The sequence below is a fragment of the Streptomyces sp. TOM-9 genome, assembly GCF_056858595.1.
In genome coordinates, this window is the sequence record NZ_JBXEQB010000001.1 from 1274994 (window position 1) to 1291536 (window position 16543).

General features: G+C 69.1%; 20 protein-coding genes. 5 read left to right on the forward strand and 15 right to left on the reverse strand.

Annotated elements, in window-relative coordinates; genetic code table 11:
- Positions 1–169: 169 nt before the first annotated feature.
- From AC1VWI_RS06005 to AC1VWI_RS06045, 9 genes are all read right to left on the reverse strand, one after another.
- On the reverse strand, positions 170–1780 hold the full coding sequence (locus tag AC1VWI_RS06005; protein ID WP_499509879.1) for a tetratricopeptide repeat protein: 1611 nt from the start codon (positions 1778–1780) through the stop codon (positions 170–172).
- A gap of 1073 nt (positions 1781–2853) precedes the next feature.
- Positions 2854–3525 (reverse strand): DUF4097 family beta strand repeat-containing protein, encoded by a 672-nt coding sequence (locus AC1VWI_RS06010; protein WP_499509880.1) that lies wholly within the window; start codon positions 3523–3525, stop codon positions 2854–2856.
- Positions 3526–3881: 356 nt separating this feature from the next.
- Positions 3882–4010 (reverse strand): hypothetical protein, encoded by a 129-nt coding sequence (locus AC1VWI_RS06015; RefSeq protein WP_499509881.1) that lies wholly within the window; start codon positions 4008–4010, stop codon positions 3882–3884.
- Between the two features lie 156 nt (positions 4011–4166).
- Positions 4167–5099, reverse strand: coding sequence for a hypothetical protein (locus AC1VWI_RS06020; protein ID WP_499509882.1), 933 nt, complete (start codon positions 5097–5099; stop codon positions 4167–4169).
- A gap of 9 nt (positions 5100–5108) precedes the next feature.
- Positions 5109–5354 carry a hypothetical protein gene (locus tag AC1VWI_RS06025; RefSeq protein ID WP_499509883.1) on the reverse strand — a complete coding sequence of 82 codons (246 nt, stop codon included), beginning with the start codon at positions 5352–5354 and terminating at the stop codon, positions 5109–5111.
- Between the two features lie 209 nt (positions 5355–5563).
- Positions 5564–6118, reverse strand: a complete 555-nt coding sequence (locus AC1VWI_RS06030) for a hypothetical protein (protein ID WP_499509884.1) — start codon at positions 6116–6118, stop codon at positions 5564–5566.
- A 66-nt stretch (positions 6119–6184) separates the two neighbouring features.
- The gene (locus AC1VWI_RS06035; RefSeq protein ID WP_499509885.1) at positions 6185–6604 is read right to left on the reverse strand and encodes an arsenate reductase ArsC; all 420 of its coding nucleotides are present in this window, start codon (positions 6602–6604) and stop codon (positions 6185–6187) included.
- A 14-nt stretch (positions 6605–6618) separates the two neighbouring features.
- Complete coding sequence (locus AC1VWI_RS06040) at positions 6619–7347, reverse strand: aquaporin (RefSeq protein WP_499509886.1); 729 nt, start codon at positions 7345–7347, stop codon at positions 6619–6621.
- A complete protein-coding gene (locus AC1VWI_RS06045) occupies positions 7344–7733 on the reverse strand; it encodes an ArsR/SmtB family transcription factor (RefSeq protein WP_499509887.1) in 390 nt (129 codons plus the stop codon). The genes AC1VWI_RS06040 and AC1VWI_RS06045 overlap by 4 nt, the downstream gene beginning before the upstream one ends.
- A 110-nt stretch (positions 7734–7843) precedes the next feature.
- Between AC1VWI_RS06045 and AC1VWI_RS06050 the strand changes: the two genes are divergently transcribed.
- Both AC1VWI_RS06050 and AC1VWI_RS06055 read left to right on the forward strand, forming a co-directional pair.
- On the forward strand, positions 7844–8323 hold the full coding sequence (locus tag AC1VWI_RS06050; RefSeq protein ID WP_499509888.1) for an ArsI/CadI family heavy metal resistance metalloenzyme: 480 nt from the start codon (positions 7844–7846) through the stop codon (positions 8321–8323).
- Positions 8324–8530: 207 nt separating this feature from the next.
- Positions 8531–9487 carry an alpha/beta hydrolase gene (locus tag AC1VWI_RS06055; protein WP_499509889.1) on the forward strand — a complete coding sequence of 319 codons (957 nt, stop codon included), beginning with the start codon at positions 8531–8533 and terminating at the stop codon, positions 9485–9487.
- Positions 9488–9592: 105 nt separating this feature from the next.
- On the opposite strand, the gene AC1VWI_RS06060 is transcribed toward AC1VWI_RS06055, so the two are convergent.
- From AC1VWI_RS06060 to AC1VWI_RS06070, 3 genes are all read right to left on the reverse strand, one after another.
- Positions 9593–10516, reverse strand: coding sequence for an NADP-dependent oxidoreductase (locus tag AC1VWI_RS06060; protein WP_499509890.1), 924 nt, complete (start codon positions 10514–10516; stop codon positions 9593–9595).
- Positions 10517–10682: 166 nt separating this feature from the next.
- Entirely contained in the window at positions 10683–11966 is a 1284-nt protein-coding gene (locus AC1VWI_RS06065; protein WP_499509891.1) for an MFS transporter, read from the reverse strand.
- 25 nt (positions 11967–11991) lie between these two features.
- Positions 11992–12630 (reverse strand): HD domain-containing protein, encoded by a 639-nt coding sequence (locus AC1VWI_RS06070; RefSeq protein WP_499509892.1) that lies wholly within the window; start codon positions 12628–12630, stop codon positions 11992–11994.
- 137 nt (positions 12631–12767) lie between these two features.
- On the opposite strand from AC1VWI_RS06070, the gene AC1VWI_RS06075 reads away from it, so the two are divergent.
- Positions 12768–13745, forward strand: coding sequence for a GlxA family transcriptional regulator (locus AC1VWI_RS06075; protein ID WP_499509893.1), 978 nt, complete (start codon positions 12768–12770; stop codon positions 13743–13745).
- Between the two features lie 82 nt (positions 13746–13827).
- Here the strand turns inward: AC1VWI_RS06075 and AC1VWI_RS06080 are convergent, their stop codons facing one another.
- A complete protein-coding gene (locus AC1VWI_RS06080) occupies positions 13828–13989 on the reverse strand; it encodes a hypothetical protein (protein WP_499509894.1) in 162 nt (53 codons plus the stop codon).
- Between the two features lie 32 nt (positions 13990–14021).
- On the opposite strand from AC1VWI_RS06080, the gene AC1VWI_RS06085 reads away from it, so the two are divergent.
- Together AC1VWI_RS06085 and AC1VWI_RS06090 are read left to right on the forward strand one after the other, a co-directional pair.
- Positions 14022–14606, forward strand: a complete 585-nt coding sequence (locus AC1VWI_RS06085) for a DinB family protein (protein WP_499509895.1) — start codon at positions 14022–14024, stop codon at positions 14604–14606.
- Between the two features lie 140 nt (positions 14607–14746).
- Entirely contained in the window at positions 14747–15124 is a 378-nt protein-coding gene (locus tag AC1VWI_RS06090; RefSeq protein WP_499509896.1) for a hypothetical protein, read from the forward strand.
- A 49-nt stretch (positions 15125–15173) separates the two neighbouring features.
- On the opposite strand, the gene AC1VWI_RS06095 is transcribed toward AC1VWI_RS06090, so the two are convergent.
- Both AC1VWI_RS06095 and AC1VWI_RS06100 read right to left on the reverse strand, forming a co-directional pair.
- Positions 15174–15527 (reverse strand): DUF1622 domain-containing protein, encoded by a 354-nt coding sequence (locus tag AC1VWI_RS06095; protein ID WP_499509897.1) that lies wholly within the window; start codon positions 15525–15527, stop codon positions 15174–15176.
- A gap of 129 nt (positions 15528–15656) precedes the next feature.
- Positions 15657–16304: a cysteine hydrolase family protein gene (locus AC1VWI_RS06100; protein ID WP_499509898.1), complete on the reverse strand. Its 648-nt coding sequence runs from the start codon at positions 16302–16304 to the stop codon at positions 15657–15659.
- Positions 16305–16543: the final 239 nt, after the last annotated feature.

The following is a 16543-nucleotide window of genomic DNA, read 5'->3' on the forward strand; positions in this document are numbered from 1 at the left end:
CTATCACTCGGAACGTGCCGCAGCCGTGCCACTTTGTGCAGTCCACCGTGGTCAGCGGTCGTTCACCGCAGAGGAGACGTGTGAGTGACCTGGGCTGCTGCCAAGGGTTGCCGTCGAATCGTCACGGCCACATCAGGAGCGATCGAGGGTGGCGGCTTCTTCGTAGGCCTCAACTACGCCTCGCGCCGGAGAACCAACGCCCCCTCCCAGGAGCCGTAACTGTGCCAGCGCGCTCCGTAGCACGCAGTGCTACTGCGAGGTTGTTGCGACTGTGCCGGGTGTCGGGGTGGTCGGAGCCGAGGACGCGCTCGCGGGTGGTGAGAACCTGTCGGTGGAGGTCAGCCGCTTCCTGGTGCCGGCCGAAGTGGTTGAGCGCGTCGGCAAGGTTGTTGCGGCTGCGCAAAGTTTCGGGGTGTTCAGGGCCGAGGCAGCGGGCCGTGATCGAGTACGCCGCCTGATTCAGTTGTAGCGCGCTGCCGTAGTCGCCCAATTTTGTGAGGATCTGACTCATCTGGTCAACAGCGTCGGCAAGTTGACTGTTGTGTTGATTGGCGGTGTGCGTTGCGGCGCTGAGGATGTGAGGGGCGAGGAGGCGGACCGTGTCCCAGCCAGCGGCCCTAGCACTGATCACTTCTTGGGCTGCTTGGGTCAGCCGGTTGGTGAGGGCCTGGTGGTAGCGGTTGAAGTCAGTGGTTTCAGTGGTGTGGGTGTGGGCGGTGATCTCGCGTACGAGGGGGTGCAGGATGACATGTCCGAGAACGGGTTGTCCGTCTTGGCGCGTGGGTGTGTCGATGAGTCCGTAGGTGTGCAGGCCGTTGAGCGCAGCCTCCACTTCGATCTCGCCAGTCTGCTGCTCGGTGGCCTCAGTGACCAGTTCCGGGGTAAGGAGGGAGACGGGGATGGGGGCTGGCGCCATGAGGGACAGGAGCCGCAGTACTGGCCGTGCCAGCGGGGTGCCGTCGGCAGCGAGTTGGTCCAGTGACAGCTCCCATGTGCGGCGTATCAGGGTCCGTGCGACGGTCGGATCGCTCGCCTGGGGTTGTGTGGCCCCGAGCAATGTACCCAGCTGCGTGTCGATGGCGGTGGTGTACGCAGTGAAGGCGCGGTGGCGGCTACCGGGTGCGGCCAGATATCGGCCGACGGCGTGGAGCGCGAGCGGCAGGCCGCCGAGCCGGTCCGCGAGTGCCCGCGCTTCTGCGGCGGTTCCTGCATGAGGCGCCGCGTCGCAGAGGACTTGGCCGCCGGCTGCGGGTCCCAGCGGGGCGACGCGGCGGAGGACGGCACGCGTGCCCCACACTGCGGGGTCGGTATTGCGGCTAGTGACCAGCAGCAAGCCCCTCCTGCCCGGCCGTATCCACCCCCGGTAAGACGCCACGTCCTCCCCGTCGGGACCGACGGCCTGCGGGTTATCGACGTTGTCGAGGATCAGGAGCCACCGACCAGTCTGCTCCAGCTGCTCCCACACCACATCTGGCAGTCCGGCCCGACCCGCGCGGGCCTCCTCGAGCCGGGCTTCAGGAAGGCCGCATGCCAGAGCGGTGCGGGTCATCTGCTCGGCCAGCTCCTCGGGGTTGCGCCAGCGGATCCAGAACACGTTCCGCCCTTCTGTGCGGGCGACGTCAGCCAGCGCCGTGGCCAGGGTGGTCTTTCCGATTCCACCCACCCCGCACACCACCACGTACTTCCCTTGCGGCCGGGGCAGCAGCAGCCTCAACACGTCGAGTTCGATGTCCCGGCCGCGGACGGGGGCAGAGCCGTGGGGTGCGCGCAGGGAGGTCATGCCGCCCCCCAGGACCCGCCCCAGCGGCACTAACCTCACCGGTCCGCTGACCCCCACGGAATCGGTAGCGTCCAAACGGCGGCTAACGAGCCCCAACACCAGCGCGGCAACCGCCAGTGCACCGAAGACCGACCACACCACCCATGGGCTCGAGGCCCAGTTAGGCACGACGTTCGTAACGTAGTTCGTCACCAGACCCAAAGCGCACGTCGCCGCCGCTCCAGACCCGCTGACGAAGAAGCCCACCCGCGCGCGCATGCCACTGCCCACACCGACCCCCCGCCACACGACTCCGCTAGCCCAAGGATGCGCCACCTCGCATCGTCCCCGGAACCACCACGCGCCCTTCAATTGGCGACCCTGGTACTACCGTTGGCGCCGCCTTAGGAGCTCTAAGGGCAAAGAATTCGGCATGGTTGGCAGGCGCATCTCAGCATCAAGCCCAGCGCGAACAATGGAAAATGCAGGGACGCCGGGAGGCTTACCTGGCGGCCATCCCGCTGGTGTTCATGGGCGCCGAGGCCATGGCGGCCCTCGGAGCCTACGAGGGACTGACGGGGATGCTCGGGGCAGCGGTGCGCCACACTAGTCGGGCCCTTCCCCACCACGCTGCCGGAGGCGCCGGCCCGGTCGCGGCTGACATCACCAGATGACATCAACGACGAGGGACAGCCGCGGAACGCGGCAGCCGAAGTTGGACAGGGGCCGCCTGTCGCGGGGTCTCCTGGCAGGCTGACTGAGGCCTGGCCCGAACTTACAAGGCAGGTGTCGGCGGTGCGAACCGTCCCCTGCTCACCAGCCCCAGCGCACGGCGAAGGCCCAGATCATCGGGCATGACTCCGGAAACCTGGGCCTTGATGGAGTTCATGGGACTCGATGTACATGGGGCCGCGGTCGTCGCGCGGGGGGCAGCGTTCGTCCCCGCTGCTTGTCACGGCGTCGCTCGGCCGGATTTCCCGTGAACAGGGCGGCGTACTCCGACGGGTGTCGGTGTACGCCGCCCTGGGTGCGTCACGTTGCGGGAGACGGCCCGCGTTGCCATGGCGGTTGCTTCGCGTCCTGGTGGGAAGCGACTACAGGCTGCGGGCGGTGATGTCGCCGTAGGAGGTGGTCGCGTGGATGTCCAGGTCGGCGGCGGCACCGTCGGTGTTCTTGAGGGTGTTGTGGATCCGGCCGTAGGCGGTGCCGGCGTCCAGGGAGGCGGAGGCTCCGCGGGCGGCGCCCACCGAGATCTGGCCGTGCTCGGTCCGCAGTGTGACGGTGCCGCGTACGGCTTCGGTGATGAGGAGGTCGCCCTTCTGGGTGCTGATCTCGGCGGGGCCGCCCAGGCGTCCGACGGCGATGTCGCCGGCGAGGACGGAGATGCGGGCGCTCTCGGCCTCGTCGAGCTTGACCGTGGCCTGCTGGCCCTCGAAGGCGACGTCGCCGAGCCGTCCCATGCCGCGGAGTTCGGCGGCGGCCGCCTTCGCCTCGATGCGCGAGCCCGTGGGCAGTTGGACCGTCACGTCGATGGACCCGGATGCGCCGAGGACCCGGTTCTTCGCCGCCGGGAGCTCGATCCGCAGCACGCCGTCGCGGTAGGCGACCTCGGCCTGCTCCGCCGCCTTCACGTCACGGCTCTTCGCGGCGTCCGCGGGCAGGACCTCGACGGTGGCGTCGGCCCGGTCGGCGGCGATGAACCGGATGCGTCCGGCCGGGACGTCGAGGACGGCCAGGATCGGGGCGGGGGTGTCGAACTTCTGCATCGTGCTCTCCTTCGTCTCCATCGGGCGCCGGTGCGTCCCGGTGTTTCTGACAAAAGAAACGCTACGTTGCGTTCGCTGATGTGGCAACAGACTTGTTGCGCAACTAATCTGTTCTTGCAGGTCATTGCGGAGAATTCATTGCAATGGTTGTGGACGCAACGCAATGCCTCACTCTTGAGGCATTGCAATGGATGAAAGGTGAACGCTACAGAGAAGACCCCGCGGGCCACGAAGTAGGCCGCGATGGCCGGGAGGCCGACCCGCCGCCCGGGAGCGGGCGGCACCGACGCGCCAGGCCCAGATCCCCGACGGACGGCCGGCGTTGATGGTCACACGGCCCACCCGTCGCCACGGCCTCAGCCCGTTGCGGCCCGCCGCCAGACGGAGGCGAGGGCGATGCGCTGGAGTTGCCGCGTGGTCAGGACGGGTTCGGCCCGGGACGCAGGCAGTTGGTAAGCGGGCGCCTTGACCGTGGTGATCACCACGCGCAGGCCGTCGGTGCGCAGCGTGTCGACGGTCCATTCGACGGCGCCTGCTCCACCGTGTGACGACGGAGCCGTGTGGATGCCGACGCGCGTGCCGTCCGCGAGCGTGCGGGCGGAGTGGAACAGCTCGCCGAGGGCGGGGCTCCCGGGCTTCCACTACTGGACGTTGACGGCGATGAGACTCTCGCCCCGGCCGTCGTCGACTGTGAGGTGGCCGAAGCCGAGCGACCCGTCCTGCTGTGCGGTGCGCAGTGCCGGGGGCAGCAGGTCGGCGATGGTGTCCGTGATCTGACGGCCGGTCATCCTGGGGACGAGCGACGTTCCGGGGGGAGCGGTCCGCGGGACGGGCGCGGTGGACAGGACGGGCTTCCGGGCGGGGGAACCGGCGATGGCTGCGAGATCCTTCGCCGTCAGGGGAAGCGGGGACTCCCCGGCCGTCGGGCCCCCGGTGGCACCAGGGGCCTGTGAGACGAACACCTGGGCGCCGTCCTTGTGGGTGAGCAGCGTGGTCAGCACGTCCGCCCCCGACGGTCGCTTCTCGTCCACCGGGGACCGGTCCTGCGTGAGCAGGGCTCCGTCGGACAGCCGGGCCTGCGTGCAGTGGCTGTACGGGTGGTAGGCCGAGTCGCGGCACGTCGAGAACTGCTCGGGCACCGGAAGCGGGTACCGGTTCACGGTGACCGTGAGCCGTGCCGCCCGTCCGCCCCTGGTGAAGACCACCTGGGCGGAGGGCGGCCGGCCGGTCTTGCCGTCCGGTTCCTGACCGTGCTGCTCCGAGAGGGTGCCCTCGGGCAGCACGGTTCTCAGGATGTCCAGCATCTGCCGGGCCGACCCCTGGGTGGGCGCGGAAGCGTCGGGCTGCTTTCCCGTGTGCGGGGAGCCGCACCCGGCGAGCGCGAGGACTGCCAGGCCGGCGGCGAGGAGCGTCCTCGCGGCCGGTCCGTGCGATCCCCTTGCCGGGGTGCCGGCCGCCGGCGGCAGGTCGTGCCTACGGGGCGGCGGCCCCTGGCCGTCCGAGTCGCCCTTTCGTGACGGCGAGCCGGACGGTCGCACGGTGGGACGTTCGCGCTTCATGGGGTCGGTCGGCATCGCTTCAGGTCAGATTCCGGGGTGGGAGATCGAGCTGATGGCGTCGCTGTACGGGTAGCTCAGGTTGCTCCACTGCGAGTTGGGGGCCCAGTAGCCGTAGGTGCCCTGGAAGTTGTAGTCGTTCCAGGTCTCCATGGCCTGCGTGCCCGTCCGCAGCGACTGGATGTTGTCGTTGAGGTCGATGCCGATGGTGGTGATCTTGGCCAGGCGGGGTACGTCCTTGTAGCCCCGGCTCGGGCCGTTGGTGCAGTTCACGAAGCCGGGGTCCCTGCACGGGCTCCAGTTGCCCTCGCCGGCGGCCGGCGAGGCGGCGGCGGAGCCGGCGGCGGCACCGAGGACGCCGACGGTACTTCGCGGGCAGCTCGCCGGTGCCGCACATCGGGCGAGCGAAGCGGCTCCTCAAGGCCCGCGTTCGTTGCCGCAGGCGGGGCCCGGCGACGTCGCCCCGCGTCGGTGCGTCCGGCTCAGATCTTTCCCGTGAGCACGCGGATGCGGTGACCCAACACCCGTCCGAGGGCGGCAGTGAAGCGAGGGTGGAGGGGCGGCCAGTCGTCGAACTGGAAGCCCAGGTAGGCGAAGGCGAAGTGGTCGCCGGTCCACTCCCAGTCGGGGAGCGGTGTGGGGTGGGCGCACGCCGGGCAGTCGAGGTCGGCGGCGCCCGTGGTGTACCAGGTGTCGACGGTCTCGACGGGCCAGGCGGACGTAGCGCACTGGCAGCGGGGGCAGACGGCCGAAGGGATTTCGTCCGGGCCGGCGACGAAGACCGTACGGCCCCTGACCACCTGGACCTCGCCTCCGGGCTCCTCCTCCAACTCCCTGATCCGGGCACGCCAGTCCCAGGGGACCAGGTCGACCGTCTCCCGCCGGCGTGGACCGGCCAGGTGTGCCACGCCGTCCCGCCACGGCACCGGGCGGATGAAGCCTTCGGCCTCGAGCCAGCCCCTGCCCCGCAGGCCCCACACGTCCGCCTCCTCCGCCGAGGCGTCCAGGTCCACGACGGTCTGCCGGTAGGTACCCACAGCCCCCTCCCCCCCTCGCGCCCTGCAGCCGAGCTTACGGACGGCGAAGGTCAGGTGATCCGGCGGTCATGACCGCGCCTCGACGCCGAGTTCGGTGAGCAGCCCCATGATGCGCTGCTCGATCTCGTCGCGGATCGGGCGGACGGCGTCGACGCCCTGGCCTGCGGGGTCGTCCAGCTGCCAGTCGAGGTAGCGCTTGCCGGGGAAGTACGGGCAGGCGTCCCCGCAGCCCATGGTGATGACCACGTCGGAGGACCGCACCGCTTCGGTGGTGAGGACCTTGGGGACCTCGGCGGAGATGTCGATCCCGGCTTCCTCCATGGCCTCCACCACGGCGGGGTTGACCGCGTCGGCGGGGGCGGAGCCAGCCGAGCGGACCTCGACCCGGTCCCCGGCGAGGTGGGTGAGGAAGGCGGCGGCCATCTGGGAACGGCCGGCGTTGTGGACGCAGACGAACAGCACGGACGGGACGGCGGGAGTGCTCACGAGGTCTTCCTTGATCAGAGGCTGGTGGCGGCGAGTCCGGGCTCGGCGACGGGCGTCGCGGCTTGGGCTGTGCGTCCGAAGAGGACGGCGACCGAGGCCAGGCCGAGGGCGGCGCCGACGAGCTGGGCGGCGACGAAGGGCCCCACGGAGGCGGGGGCGATGCCGGCGAAGGTGTCGGAGAAGGCGCGGCCGATCGTCACGGCGGGGTTGGCGAAGCTGGTGGACGAGGTGAACCAGTAGGCGGCGCCGATGTAGCAGGCGACCGCTGCCGGGGCGAGGCGCTGCTGCCCGGTACGACCAAGGCCGAGGACGAGCAGGATCAGGCCCGCGGTCGCGACGACCTCGCCCAGCCACAGGTGGCCGGCGGACCGGTCGTGCGCGGACCAGGCCACCAGGGGTTCGGCGAACATCGCGTCGGCCAGGACGGCCCCACCGACGGCGCCGGCGACCTGCGCGGGCACGTAGGTCGCGACCTCACGCGGAGAGGGACCGCTTCCGGTGGCGCGGCCCGTCCACCAGGCGGCGACGGTGACGACGGGGTTGAAGTGCGCGCCGGAGACGGGTCCGAGCAGGACGATGAGCACGCCCAGGCCGAACACCGTCGCGAGGGAGTTGGCGAGCAGCTGAACGCCGACGTCCCGGGAGAGCTGGGTGGCCTGGATGCCCGAACCCACCACGACCGCGACCAGGGCGGCCGTGCCGACGAACTCGGCCGCGACCCGCCGGCCGAGGGAAGCGGTCATCCGAGGACCCCGGCGGCAGCCGGTTCGGCCGGCGCCTGAAGGAGCGCGGAGAGCCGCGCCAGCGCGGGCGGCAGCACCCAGTAGTAGACCCAGGTGCCGCGCCGCTCGGAGCCGACCAGCCCGGCTTCGCGGAGCACCTTCAGGTGGTGCGAGATCGTCGGCTGCGACACGTCGAACGGCCCGGTCAGGTCGCACACGCAGGCCTCGCCGCCCTCGTAGGAGGCGATCAGCGACAGCAGCCGCAGTCGCACGGGGTCCGACAGCGCCTTGAACATGCGCGCGAGGTCGACCGCGTCCGCCTCACCGAGGGGTTCGCGGACCATCGGCGAGCAGCACGCGACGGCCTGGTCGTCCTGCCCGAGGATCCGCAGCTCTGATTTCGACATGTGTCTATGTTGACGGATGTCGATCCAGCTGGCAACCTCGGGCTGGTCGAGCTGTATCGATGATTGTCGATACAGAAGCAGATGGCAGATAGCAGATGAGGGAGACCGTCATGTCCCGTGTTCAGCTCGCCCTGCGCGTCGCCGACCTCGAGGCGTCCATCGCGTTCTACTCCAGGCTCTTCGGCGTCGAGCCCGCCAAACTCCGCCCCGGCTACGCGAACTTCGCCATCGCCGAGCCCCCGCTCAAGCTCGTCCTGATCGAGGGCGAGGACGGTCAGGACACCCGCCTGGACCACCTCGGCGTCGAGGTCGCCTCCACCGAGCAGGTCGCCGCCGCCACCGGGCGGCTCCAGGACGCCGGTCTGGCCACCTTCGAGGAGAACGACACCTCCTGCTGTTACGCCCTCCAGGACAAGGTCTGGGTCACCGGCCCCGGCAGGGAGCCGTGGGAGGTCTACGTGGTCAAGGCCGACGCCGACACCCTCGGCAAGAGCGCCGAGGGCGTCCCGGCCGCCGAAGGCGCCGGCTGCGCCTGCGGCCACGGCACCACCGCTCATCGCGATCGCCCGACGATGACCGGCTGCTGCTGAACGTCACCGCTCCGCACGGCTTTTGGCCACGTCGTGGCGTCATGTGCACGACCCACGACGGCCGTACGGGGGCAGACGATCGACCTTACGATTGCACTTACGTGCGGGCGCTGATGCGTCACCTCGCCAACGTGGGGATAGGGCCTGTCCCGGAGGGATGTGATGACCTCACTCGGATTCCCAAGGCTGCGGGAACGCGTAAGGGAGTTGTCGGACGAGCAGCGGTACGCGGACGCGTACCGCCTCGTCACCGACGAGGGGCCGCAGTTCACCGAGAACGAATCGGATGTCTACTACCTGCGGTCGTGCGCGGCCGCACGGATGGGTGATGCCGAGCTTGCCGTGGCGCTCTTGCGGGAAGCCCTGGCGCGGGGCCACTGGTACGGCGAAGTGCTACTGCGTCAGTCGCCGTCCTGGGAGTTCTTGCAGGGTACGGCCGACTTCGAGGAGGCGGCGCGTGAAAGCACAGCTCGCCGGCGGGCCGCCTGCGGCCCGACACGCTCCCTCGCCATGGGCCACGAAACCGGGGCGGAGCCGTACCGCGCGGTCGTCGCTCTGCATGGCAACGGCGGGAACGCCCACGAATCGATGAGCGGCTGGCGAGGGGTCGTGGGCGCAGGCCGACTGCTCGTGGCCTTCCAGTCCTCGCAGTGGATCGCACGGAATCGCGCTGTCTGGGACGACGAGGCCGTGGCCTTGCGGGACGTCCGCGAACAGTACGCGGCGCTGACGACGGATCACCGGTTGGACCCGGATCACCTGGTCGTCGCGGGCTTCTCCATGGGCGCCGAGACCGCCTTGCGCACGGCGCTCGAAGGGAGCGTCCCGGCCCGTGGCTTCGTCCTGCTGGGGATGGCCGGGCCGCGTACGGCCCATCCCGCGTCCTGGTTGCCGTTCATCGAGAAGCGGCACCGGACCGGCCTTCCGTTGCGCGGCTCTTTCTTCGTGGGCGCGGACGACGATGGCGGCGTGCGGTACGAGAAGCTGTCCGCACTCGCCGGTTTCCTCACCTCGCAGGGAGTCCCCTGCGAGGTGGAAGTGCTGCCGGGACTCGGGCACGCGTATCCGGGCGACCTTCTCCCCCACATCAGGCGGGCACTCGCCTTCATCCACTCGGACGACCGGGGACACACCATCGCCGACGTTCCTTCGTCCGCTTCGTAGGGCGCAGCAGGCGCCCAGGGGCGCCCGGCGTCACGGCCGGCCGGCCGGGCGCGCTGTTCCCCCACACGGCGCGCCCGGCCTGCCCTTGCGGGCGTGCGCCCGCACTCAGCCTTCCGTGACCCGGATGATCGTCTTGCCGGGGGTGCGGCGCCCCTTGTGGGTGAAGGCTGCGGGTGCCTCGGACAGGGGCAGCACATCCCCGACGATCGGCTTGAGTCGTCCGTCCCGGACCCGCTGGACGAGGTCCGCGAGACGTGCCCGGTCGGCCTCGACGACGAAGAAGACGGCCCGCCCGTCGTCGGGCTGGACGGCTGGTGGCTCCACGATGGTGACGAGCGTGCCGCCGGCGCGGACCAGCGCCGTCGAGCGTTCGAGGATGTCGCCGCCGAACACATCGAGTACCAGGTCGACCTTGCCGACGTCTTCGAGCCGGTCGTTCTCCAGGTCCACGTACGCGTCCGCGCCCAGATCGAGCGCGGTGCTCCTGCCCGCGGCCCGGCCGGTGCCGATCACCCGGGCGCCCGCCTCGCGTGCCAGCTGCACGGCGATCGACCCGACCCCGCCCGTGGCACCGTGGATCAAGACGGTCCGGCCCGTGGTGAGCTGTCCGTGGTCGAAGAGGCCCTGCCATGCGGTCAGCCCGGAGATCGGCAGCGCGGCGGCCACCGTGTGGTCGACGTCCGCCGGGAGCGGAGCGAGATTGCGGGCCTCCACCGCGACGTACTCGGCCAGTGAGCCGTTCCTGGTCCAGTCGGCCAGACCGAACACCCGCTGGCCCACGGTCAGGCCCGTGGTTCCGTAGCCCAGTTCGGCCACGACGCCCGACAGTTCGTGCCCGGGTACGGTCGGCGTCCGGTCACGGCCGGCCCGGTCGGACCAGGTTCCCGGCCACTCGAGCTCCCCCGGTGTGAAGCCCGCGGCGTGCACCCGCACGATGACGTCGTTCTCGGCGGCGTGCGGGTGGGGCATGTCCGTGAGCGAGAGCCCATCGGCTCCGGCGTTCCGGTCCCGAGCGGTGACGGCTTGCATGACAAGTCCTCTCTTAAGGAAATTTACACATCAGAATTTCGCCGACACGGAAAGACCATTCGCTGTTCGGCGCGCACGAGAATCCATGACCACACCAAGATATCGACACCATCGCAGAAAATTGTTCTGTGCTTTGTCATGAATTCCCTCTGCCATCAACAAACACTCAGTGAGCGATCCCTTCGCCATGAGGTCGGCTCCGACTCCCGGTCCGCGGGTGCGCGCGTATCCGGCCCCCGAGAGGCCTGTGAGCACGTGACCGGCCGGCGTGGAGGGCGGCACCCATGGAGAGCACCCCGACGAACCCGACGTACAGGTAGCCCGTGGTCTCCAGCCCCCAGACGGGAGCCGCGAACCCCGCCGCGAGGGCGGGGAGGCTGAGCGCCGCGTAGCTGATCACGTAGACGGCGGAGAAGACCTCCGACCGCGACTTCGCGCTCGTGACCTCGCTGATCGCGCGGAGGGTGCCGTTGAAGGTCAGGCCGACCCCGAGCCCCGCGACGACCGCTCCGATCGCAAAGGCGACCGCTGACGCGAGAGCCATCGCGACCGCCAGTCCGGCCGCGCCCAGGGCCAGGGCCACCGCTCCCAGCAGGGTGGCGAGCCGAGCCGTGTGCCGCACGGACCACAAGCCGCCCACGCTGTTGGCCAGGAACAGCACTGCGATGCTCACTCCGCCCGCGGCGCCGGACCGCACGTGCAGGACGTTGCCCACCAGCGATGGGGTGAGCGCGAGGAACAACCCCGTGACGGACCACCCTGCGACGAGGGCGGGGACGGAGGCGAGAAACGCCGGCCGGGCTTCCCGGGGGACCCGGACCCTGGGGCGCAGCAACGCCAGTCCGCCGGCGCGCGGGGCGCGCGTCTCGGGCATCGCGGGGACGACCACGACCAGAACCACGAAAGTGCAGGTGAGGACGGGAAAGACGTACGCGTCGGGACGCGAGGTGAACGGGATCAGCAACCCCACCGTCGCCGCGCCGGCGGCCATGCCGAAACTCGTGCCCACCGCCGTCATCGTCGGCCCCAGATGCGGACGTCCCGTGGGCGAGAGCTCGACCAGACCGGCGGCGAGACCACCCGTGGCCGCCCCGGTGGCGATGCCCTGCACCACCCGCGCGACCAGGAGGGACACGACGCCATCGGCCGTCCAGAAGATCGCCGTGCTGACCGCCGCCACCGAGAGGGCGGCGGCCAGCACCGGACGGCGGCCCACGTGGTCGCTCAGCGATCCGACCGTGAGCAGGGCACCGAGCAGACCCACGACGTACACCGCGAAGACCACCGTCAGCATCGTGACCGACAATCCCCAACGCGCCCGGTACAGGGGGTAGATCGGTGAGGGTGCGCTCGCCGTGGCCATCATCACCACGTTCGCGGAGACGAGAACGGTGAAGGCGGCGCCTCGTCCGAGACGGACGCCGGCGCGACACCGATTCACGTGTTTCATCACGTCGTCTACTACGGCTCTCTGCTCAGCTCGACCAGGGCGCGCCCATGATGCGCTCGACCGTGGTCGTACGACGGAAGCCGGGGATGAAGTGCTCCAGAACGTCCGCGTTCACGGTCCCGTTCGTGGTCTCCGGGCGGTGCTGGAGTCCGTCGACGAAGGCCTGCAGGAACTCGTTCTTGAAGTCGCCCCGCGGATGGAGGGCGATCACCTCTTCCACCTGGGCGCGGTCCAGCTCGTCCAGGCCCAGGCCGAGCACGTCGGTCAGCACGCCGAGATTTGTGATGGCGATCTCCGGGCCCATCCGGTCGGGAATTCCCGGTGTCGTGTGCAGCGCGATGGCCGTCCAGACCACGTCGGCGGCCGTGGCCGGGAAACCGCGTTCCAGCATGAACTTGCGCGCGTGGTCGGCTCCGTCGACCTCGAAGCGCTGCTCCACGTCGGAAAAGGGCGTCATGAGGCCGGTGTCGTGGAACATGGAGGACAGGTAGAGCAGCTCCGGGTCGGGGTCAAGTCCGAGCCTGCGGGCATGAATGGCGCCGAAGACGAAAACGCGCCGGGAGTGATGGTAGATGAGGGGGCTGGTCGTCTCCTGAATGAGTCGGGTGGCTTCGGCGACCGCGGCTGTTTCGGGAATCTCTACGCCGGCGATGATCTCGGTCATGACCTCTGCGCTTTCTGATATCGGTGTGTTATGAAGGAACGGTGCCTCCGACTTCCACACTGCCGACCACCGGGCGTCCGGCGCCACCGCAGTCCCGCCACGAGTCACCCGAATCCGGACGGGCGGAGAATGGGGTTGTGAAGCCTGCCGCGCATCAGGTCGTGATCCTCGTCTACGACGGGGTCACGTTGCTGGACGTCGCCGGCCCCGCGGAGGTGTTCGCGGAAGCGAACCGGTTCGGGGCCGACTACCAGGTCGTGCTGGTCTCACCGACCGGGGACGACGTCGCCTCGTCCATCGGGGTCAGGATCGCCGTCTCCGGCGCCGCCACGGAACGTGCCCCCCATACGTTCCTGGTGGCCGGCTCGGACCTCTACCCGCGCAACGCCGTCGCCCGTGACCTGCTCGAAGCGGCGCAGACGTTGGCCGTCAAGGCCGACCGGGTCGCGTCGATCTGCACCGGGGCATTCGTCCTCGGCGCCGCCGGTCTCCTGGACGGCAAGCGTGCGACGACGCACTGGAAGGTCACGGACCAACTCGCGGCCCGGCACCGGGCCAGCCGCGTCGAGCCCGACGCGATCTACGTCCGTGACGGCACCACGTACACCTCGGCGGGCGTGACCGCCGGCATCGACCTCGCGCTGGCACTCGTCGAGGAGGACTACGGCCCTGATCTGACCCGCGACGTCGCCCGTTCCCTGGTGGTGTATTTGCAGCGTTCGGGAGGCCAGTCCCAATTCTCGGCCCCGCTGCAAGGACCACCGCCCCGCTCCCCTGCCATCCGCAGGATCACCGACCTGGTGACGGCCGATCCCGCGGGCAATTACTCGGTCGGCGAGCTCGCCAAGCACCTCAATTTGAGTCCTCGGCACCTCACCCGGCTCTTTCGCGACGAACTTTCCACCACGCCGGCCCGGTACGTGGAGACGGTCCGGTTCGACATGGCGAAGGCCCTGCTCGACCAAGGGCACACCGCGACCCAGGTGGCATCCCTCGCCGGATTCCCGAGTTACGAGAGCATGCGAAGGGTTTTCGTGAGGAAAATGGCGATAAGCCCCGCCGCGTATCAGCGCCGCTTCAGGACCGCGCACCGCGCCGAAACAGGGCAGCAGTGAGAATTCCTCGCATTTGCTGAATCGATGTGTCGGATCCGCACAAGCGGCACGGCAGACTCCTCGCACGCCAGGATCCGCGCCATCAGCGCCGGTCGGGCTCCGCTTCGTCATCCTGGCCCGGCTCGCGGGTGGCGAGGGGAAGGAGGCCGCCGACGCGGACGGCCTCCTCCTCGCCGAGCATGGCGCTCAGGACGACGCCGTCGTGCGGTGTTCGGTCCCCCCTTCGATGCGGCTCGAGCGCCAAGATACGAGCAATCCATGGCAGGCTCATGTCGCATGATCGATGAATTCGCGAAGGACAACCTGCACGGCAGACTGCGGCGGGACCGCAAGGCGCTGCTCTGGAAACTCGACGGCTTGTCCGAATACGACGCCCGCCGGCCTTTGACAGCGACCGGGACCAACCTCCTTGGCCTGGTCAAACACGTGGCCACCGTCGAGGCCAGGTACTTCGGCGAGGTCTTCGACCGCCCTTCCCCGGAACCGCTGCCCCGGTGGCAGGACTCCGACGGCAGCGATCTGTGGGCGACCGAGGACGAGACCCGCGATCAGATCACCGGGTTCTACCGGCGCACGTGGGAACACTCGGACGCGACGATCAACGAGCTTCCCCTCGACGCCCCCGGCCACGTGCCGTGGTGGCCGGAGCCTTATGCCGACACGAACCTGTTCGCCATCATGGTCCATGTCCTCGGCGAGTCCATCCGGCATGCCGGGCACGCCGACATCCTGCGCGAAGGCCTCGACGGCCGGACCGGGTTGCGCGCCGAACACGAGCAGCAGATCGACGAGGAAGCCCGTGCAGCCCACTGCGCGAAGATCGAGCAGGCCGCCAGGTCGGCCGCACGAGTCAAGGCGTAGAGGTTGTCCCCCGTGAAGTGATGTTCGTGCGGCATGACGCCGGTCATGGGTGCTGAGCTACCCGATCCGGCTTTCGGACGCACGCGCAGGGACGGCCCCCACGTCCGCAACCACGACGGCGAGCAGTTGAAGGAGTCCGTATGACACAGGCTGAGCAGAACAACCGCCCGCCACGGCGCATCGACGAACTTCAGGACGTCTACGACTTTCTGGACGAGGTGCGCCTTCGCCCTGGCATGTTCGTCCGCGGGGGCTCCCTGCAGCACCTCGACTCGACGCTGTACGGGTATCGCCTGGCCATGGGCATCCACGGCATCGAGGAGGACTTCCCCTTCTGCGAACCGGGTGCGGAACCCCCCTTCAGCCGGTGGCTTTGCCAACGCAACGGCGAGGAAAGCTCGCTGGGCTGGTCGACGCAGATCGAGCGCGAGGCCGAGACCACCGGAACATCGGCGATCGAGCTGTTCTTCAGCCTGCTCGACCAGTTCCGAGCCGAGCACGATCAATCGGCGCGGTAGCTCTCTCCAGGGATGGCGTCGCTCCGCCGGTCGCCGGCGCCACGCGGGGTCAGTCTTCGGCTCCGGCCGCCGGCTTTTGCCATGGCCACCGCCCGGTGATCTCGAGCTCGAGGGAAAAGCTGAGGAAGGTCCGGATGCCCACGATCACGGCCAGCACTCCGACGCTTGCGTACGTCGGTGCGACGGCGACCGTGCGGATGATGTCGCCGGCTACGAGGAACTCCAGACCCAGCAGGATCGAACGCCCGACGCGACGGCGATAGTCGCGGTACACGCCCGCCTGTCGGCGACCGAGCCGGACAGCCGCGAGAACGGTCGCCAAGAGCGTTCCCACGACGATGACGGCCACGCCCGCGGCGTCAACGGCTCGACCGGCCAGCTCCACGATGTGTTGGAGCTCCACGGAATCCCCTCTCGCACCGACCCGAATCCGCTCGCCTATGGTCCGCAATCTCTGTTGCTACCGCACTGCACTCCCCGCGCAGTGGACCGGCGACCGTCGACGGCGCGCTGTTTCCCGGCTGCGAGTTCCTCAGCGCATTCCATCGAGCACTTCGTCAGTCGACAGCAACGCATGGGCGAAGAAGCGGTAGTTGATGATCGCCGCCTGATAGCCGTCGCCCCATTCCGGGTGCCGGGGTCCGGCTGTCGCATCCCTGACCACGGCCACCTCAAATCCCTCCTCGATGAGGTGGCGCATGTGGGATTCGACGCACATGTTCGCCAGCATCCCGCCGAGAACGATCCTTTGCATTCCCCGCTTGCGCAGTTGCAGCACCAAGTCGTTGGATTCCGGACCGAATACCTTGTGCGGGCTGGCGACCACCGTTCTGCCGTCTTCGATATAGGGCTTGAAGCGGTCCAGCCAGTCTGCCCCGGAGTTTCGGAACCCGGTCAGATCGAGCTGTCCCGCCCGTGCGAACGTGTGGGTCTCCAGCTCGCTCGTCTCGAGCGGCCCATTCATTCGCCATCCGTTGTCGGTCGGGTAGAAGTAATGGGGCGAGATGAAGACCTCATAACCGCCCGCCTTGGCCGCCTCGAAGATTCTCTCCATATTCTCGACGGTTCTGTTCTCCGTGACACTCGCCCCCACCGCGTCCCAGTTCGCTCCGTTCTCGCTCAGCACGTCGTTCTGTGGGTCAATGAACACGACCGCCGTGTCGGTATTCCTGATTTCCACCTGGTGCTCCTCACGCGACAACAAACCACTGGCGTGATAAGTATCGGTACAGCGGATGTCCTTCCGAAGCACATTCCGGCCCGGAGCCGCGAGGCCCCTTCCTGCGGAGGGGCCGTCCCGGCCATTCGGCCCTCCGTTCCACCTTGCCCCATCGCGGGGCGTTCTGCATCGGTGAATTGCTGCACCTCGGTCGTCGTCCCTGCCCTCCCCGGCGAAGCTCGGGCGGCCGTGAATCCCGA

Bases quoted from the DNA above. Each gene is read 5' to 3' on its own strand.
- AC1VWI_RS06005 (WP_499509879.1), bottom strand. From the start codon at position 1,780: ATGACCTCCCTGCGCGCACCCCACGGCTCTGCCCCCGTCCGCGGCCGG.
- AC1VWI_RS06010 (WP_499509880.1), bottom strand. From the start codon at position 3,525: ATGCAGAAGTTCGACACCCCCGCCCCGATCCTGGCCGTCCTCGACGTC.
- AC1VWI_RS06020 (WP_499509882.1), bottom strand. From the start codon at position 5,099: ATGCCGACCGACCCCATGAAGCGCGAACGTCCCACCGTGCGACCGTCC.
- AC1VWI_RS06040 (WP_499509886.1), bottom strand. From the start codon at position 7,347: ATGACCGCTTCCCTCGGCCGGCGGGTCGCGGCCGAGTTCGTCGGCACG.
- AC1VWI_RS06045 (WP_499509887.1), bottom strand. From the start codon at position 7,733: ATGTCGAAATCAGAGCTGCGGATCCTCGGGCAGGACGACCAGGCCGTC.
- AC1VWI_RS06050 (WP_499509888.1), top strand. From the start codon at position 7,844: ATGTCCCGTGTTCAGCTCGCCCTGCGCGTCGCCGACCTCGAGGCGTCC.
- AC1VWI_RS06060 (WP_499509890.1), bottom strand. From the start codon at position 10,516: ATGCAAGCCGTCACCGCTCGGGACCGGAACGCCGGAGCCGATGGGCTC.
- AC1VWI_RS06065 (WP_499509891.1), bottom strand. From the start codon at position 11,966: ATGAAACACGTGAATCGGTGTCGCGCCGGCGTCCGTCTCGGACGAGGC.
- AC1VWI_RS06070 (WP_499509892.1), bottom strand. From the start codon at position 12,630: ATGACCGAGATCATCGCCGGCGTAGAGATTCCCGAAACAGCCGCGGTC.
- AC1VWI_RS06085 (WP_499509895.1), top strand. From the start codon at position 14,022: ATGATCGATGAATTCGCGAAGGACAACCTGCACGGCAGACTGCGGCGG.
- AC1VWI_RS06090 (WP_499509896.1), top strand. From the start codon at position 14,747: ATGACACAGGCTGAGCAGAACAACCGCCCGCCACGGCGCATCGACGAA.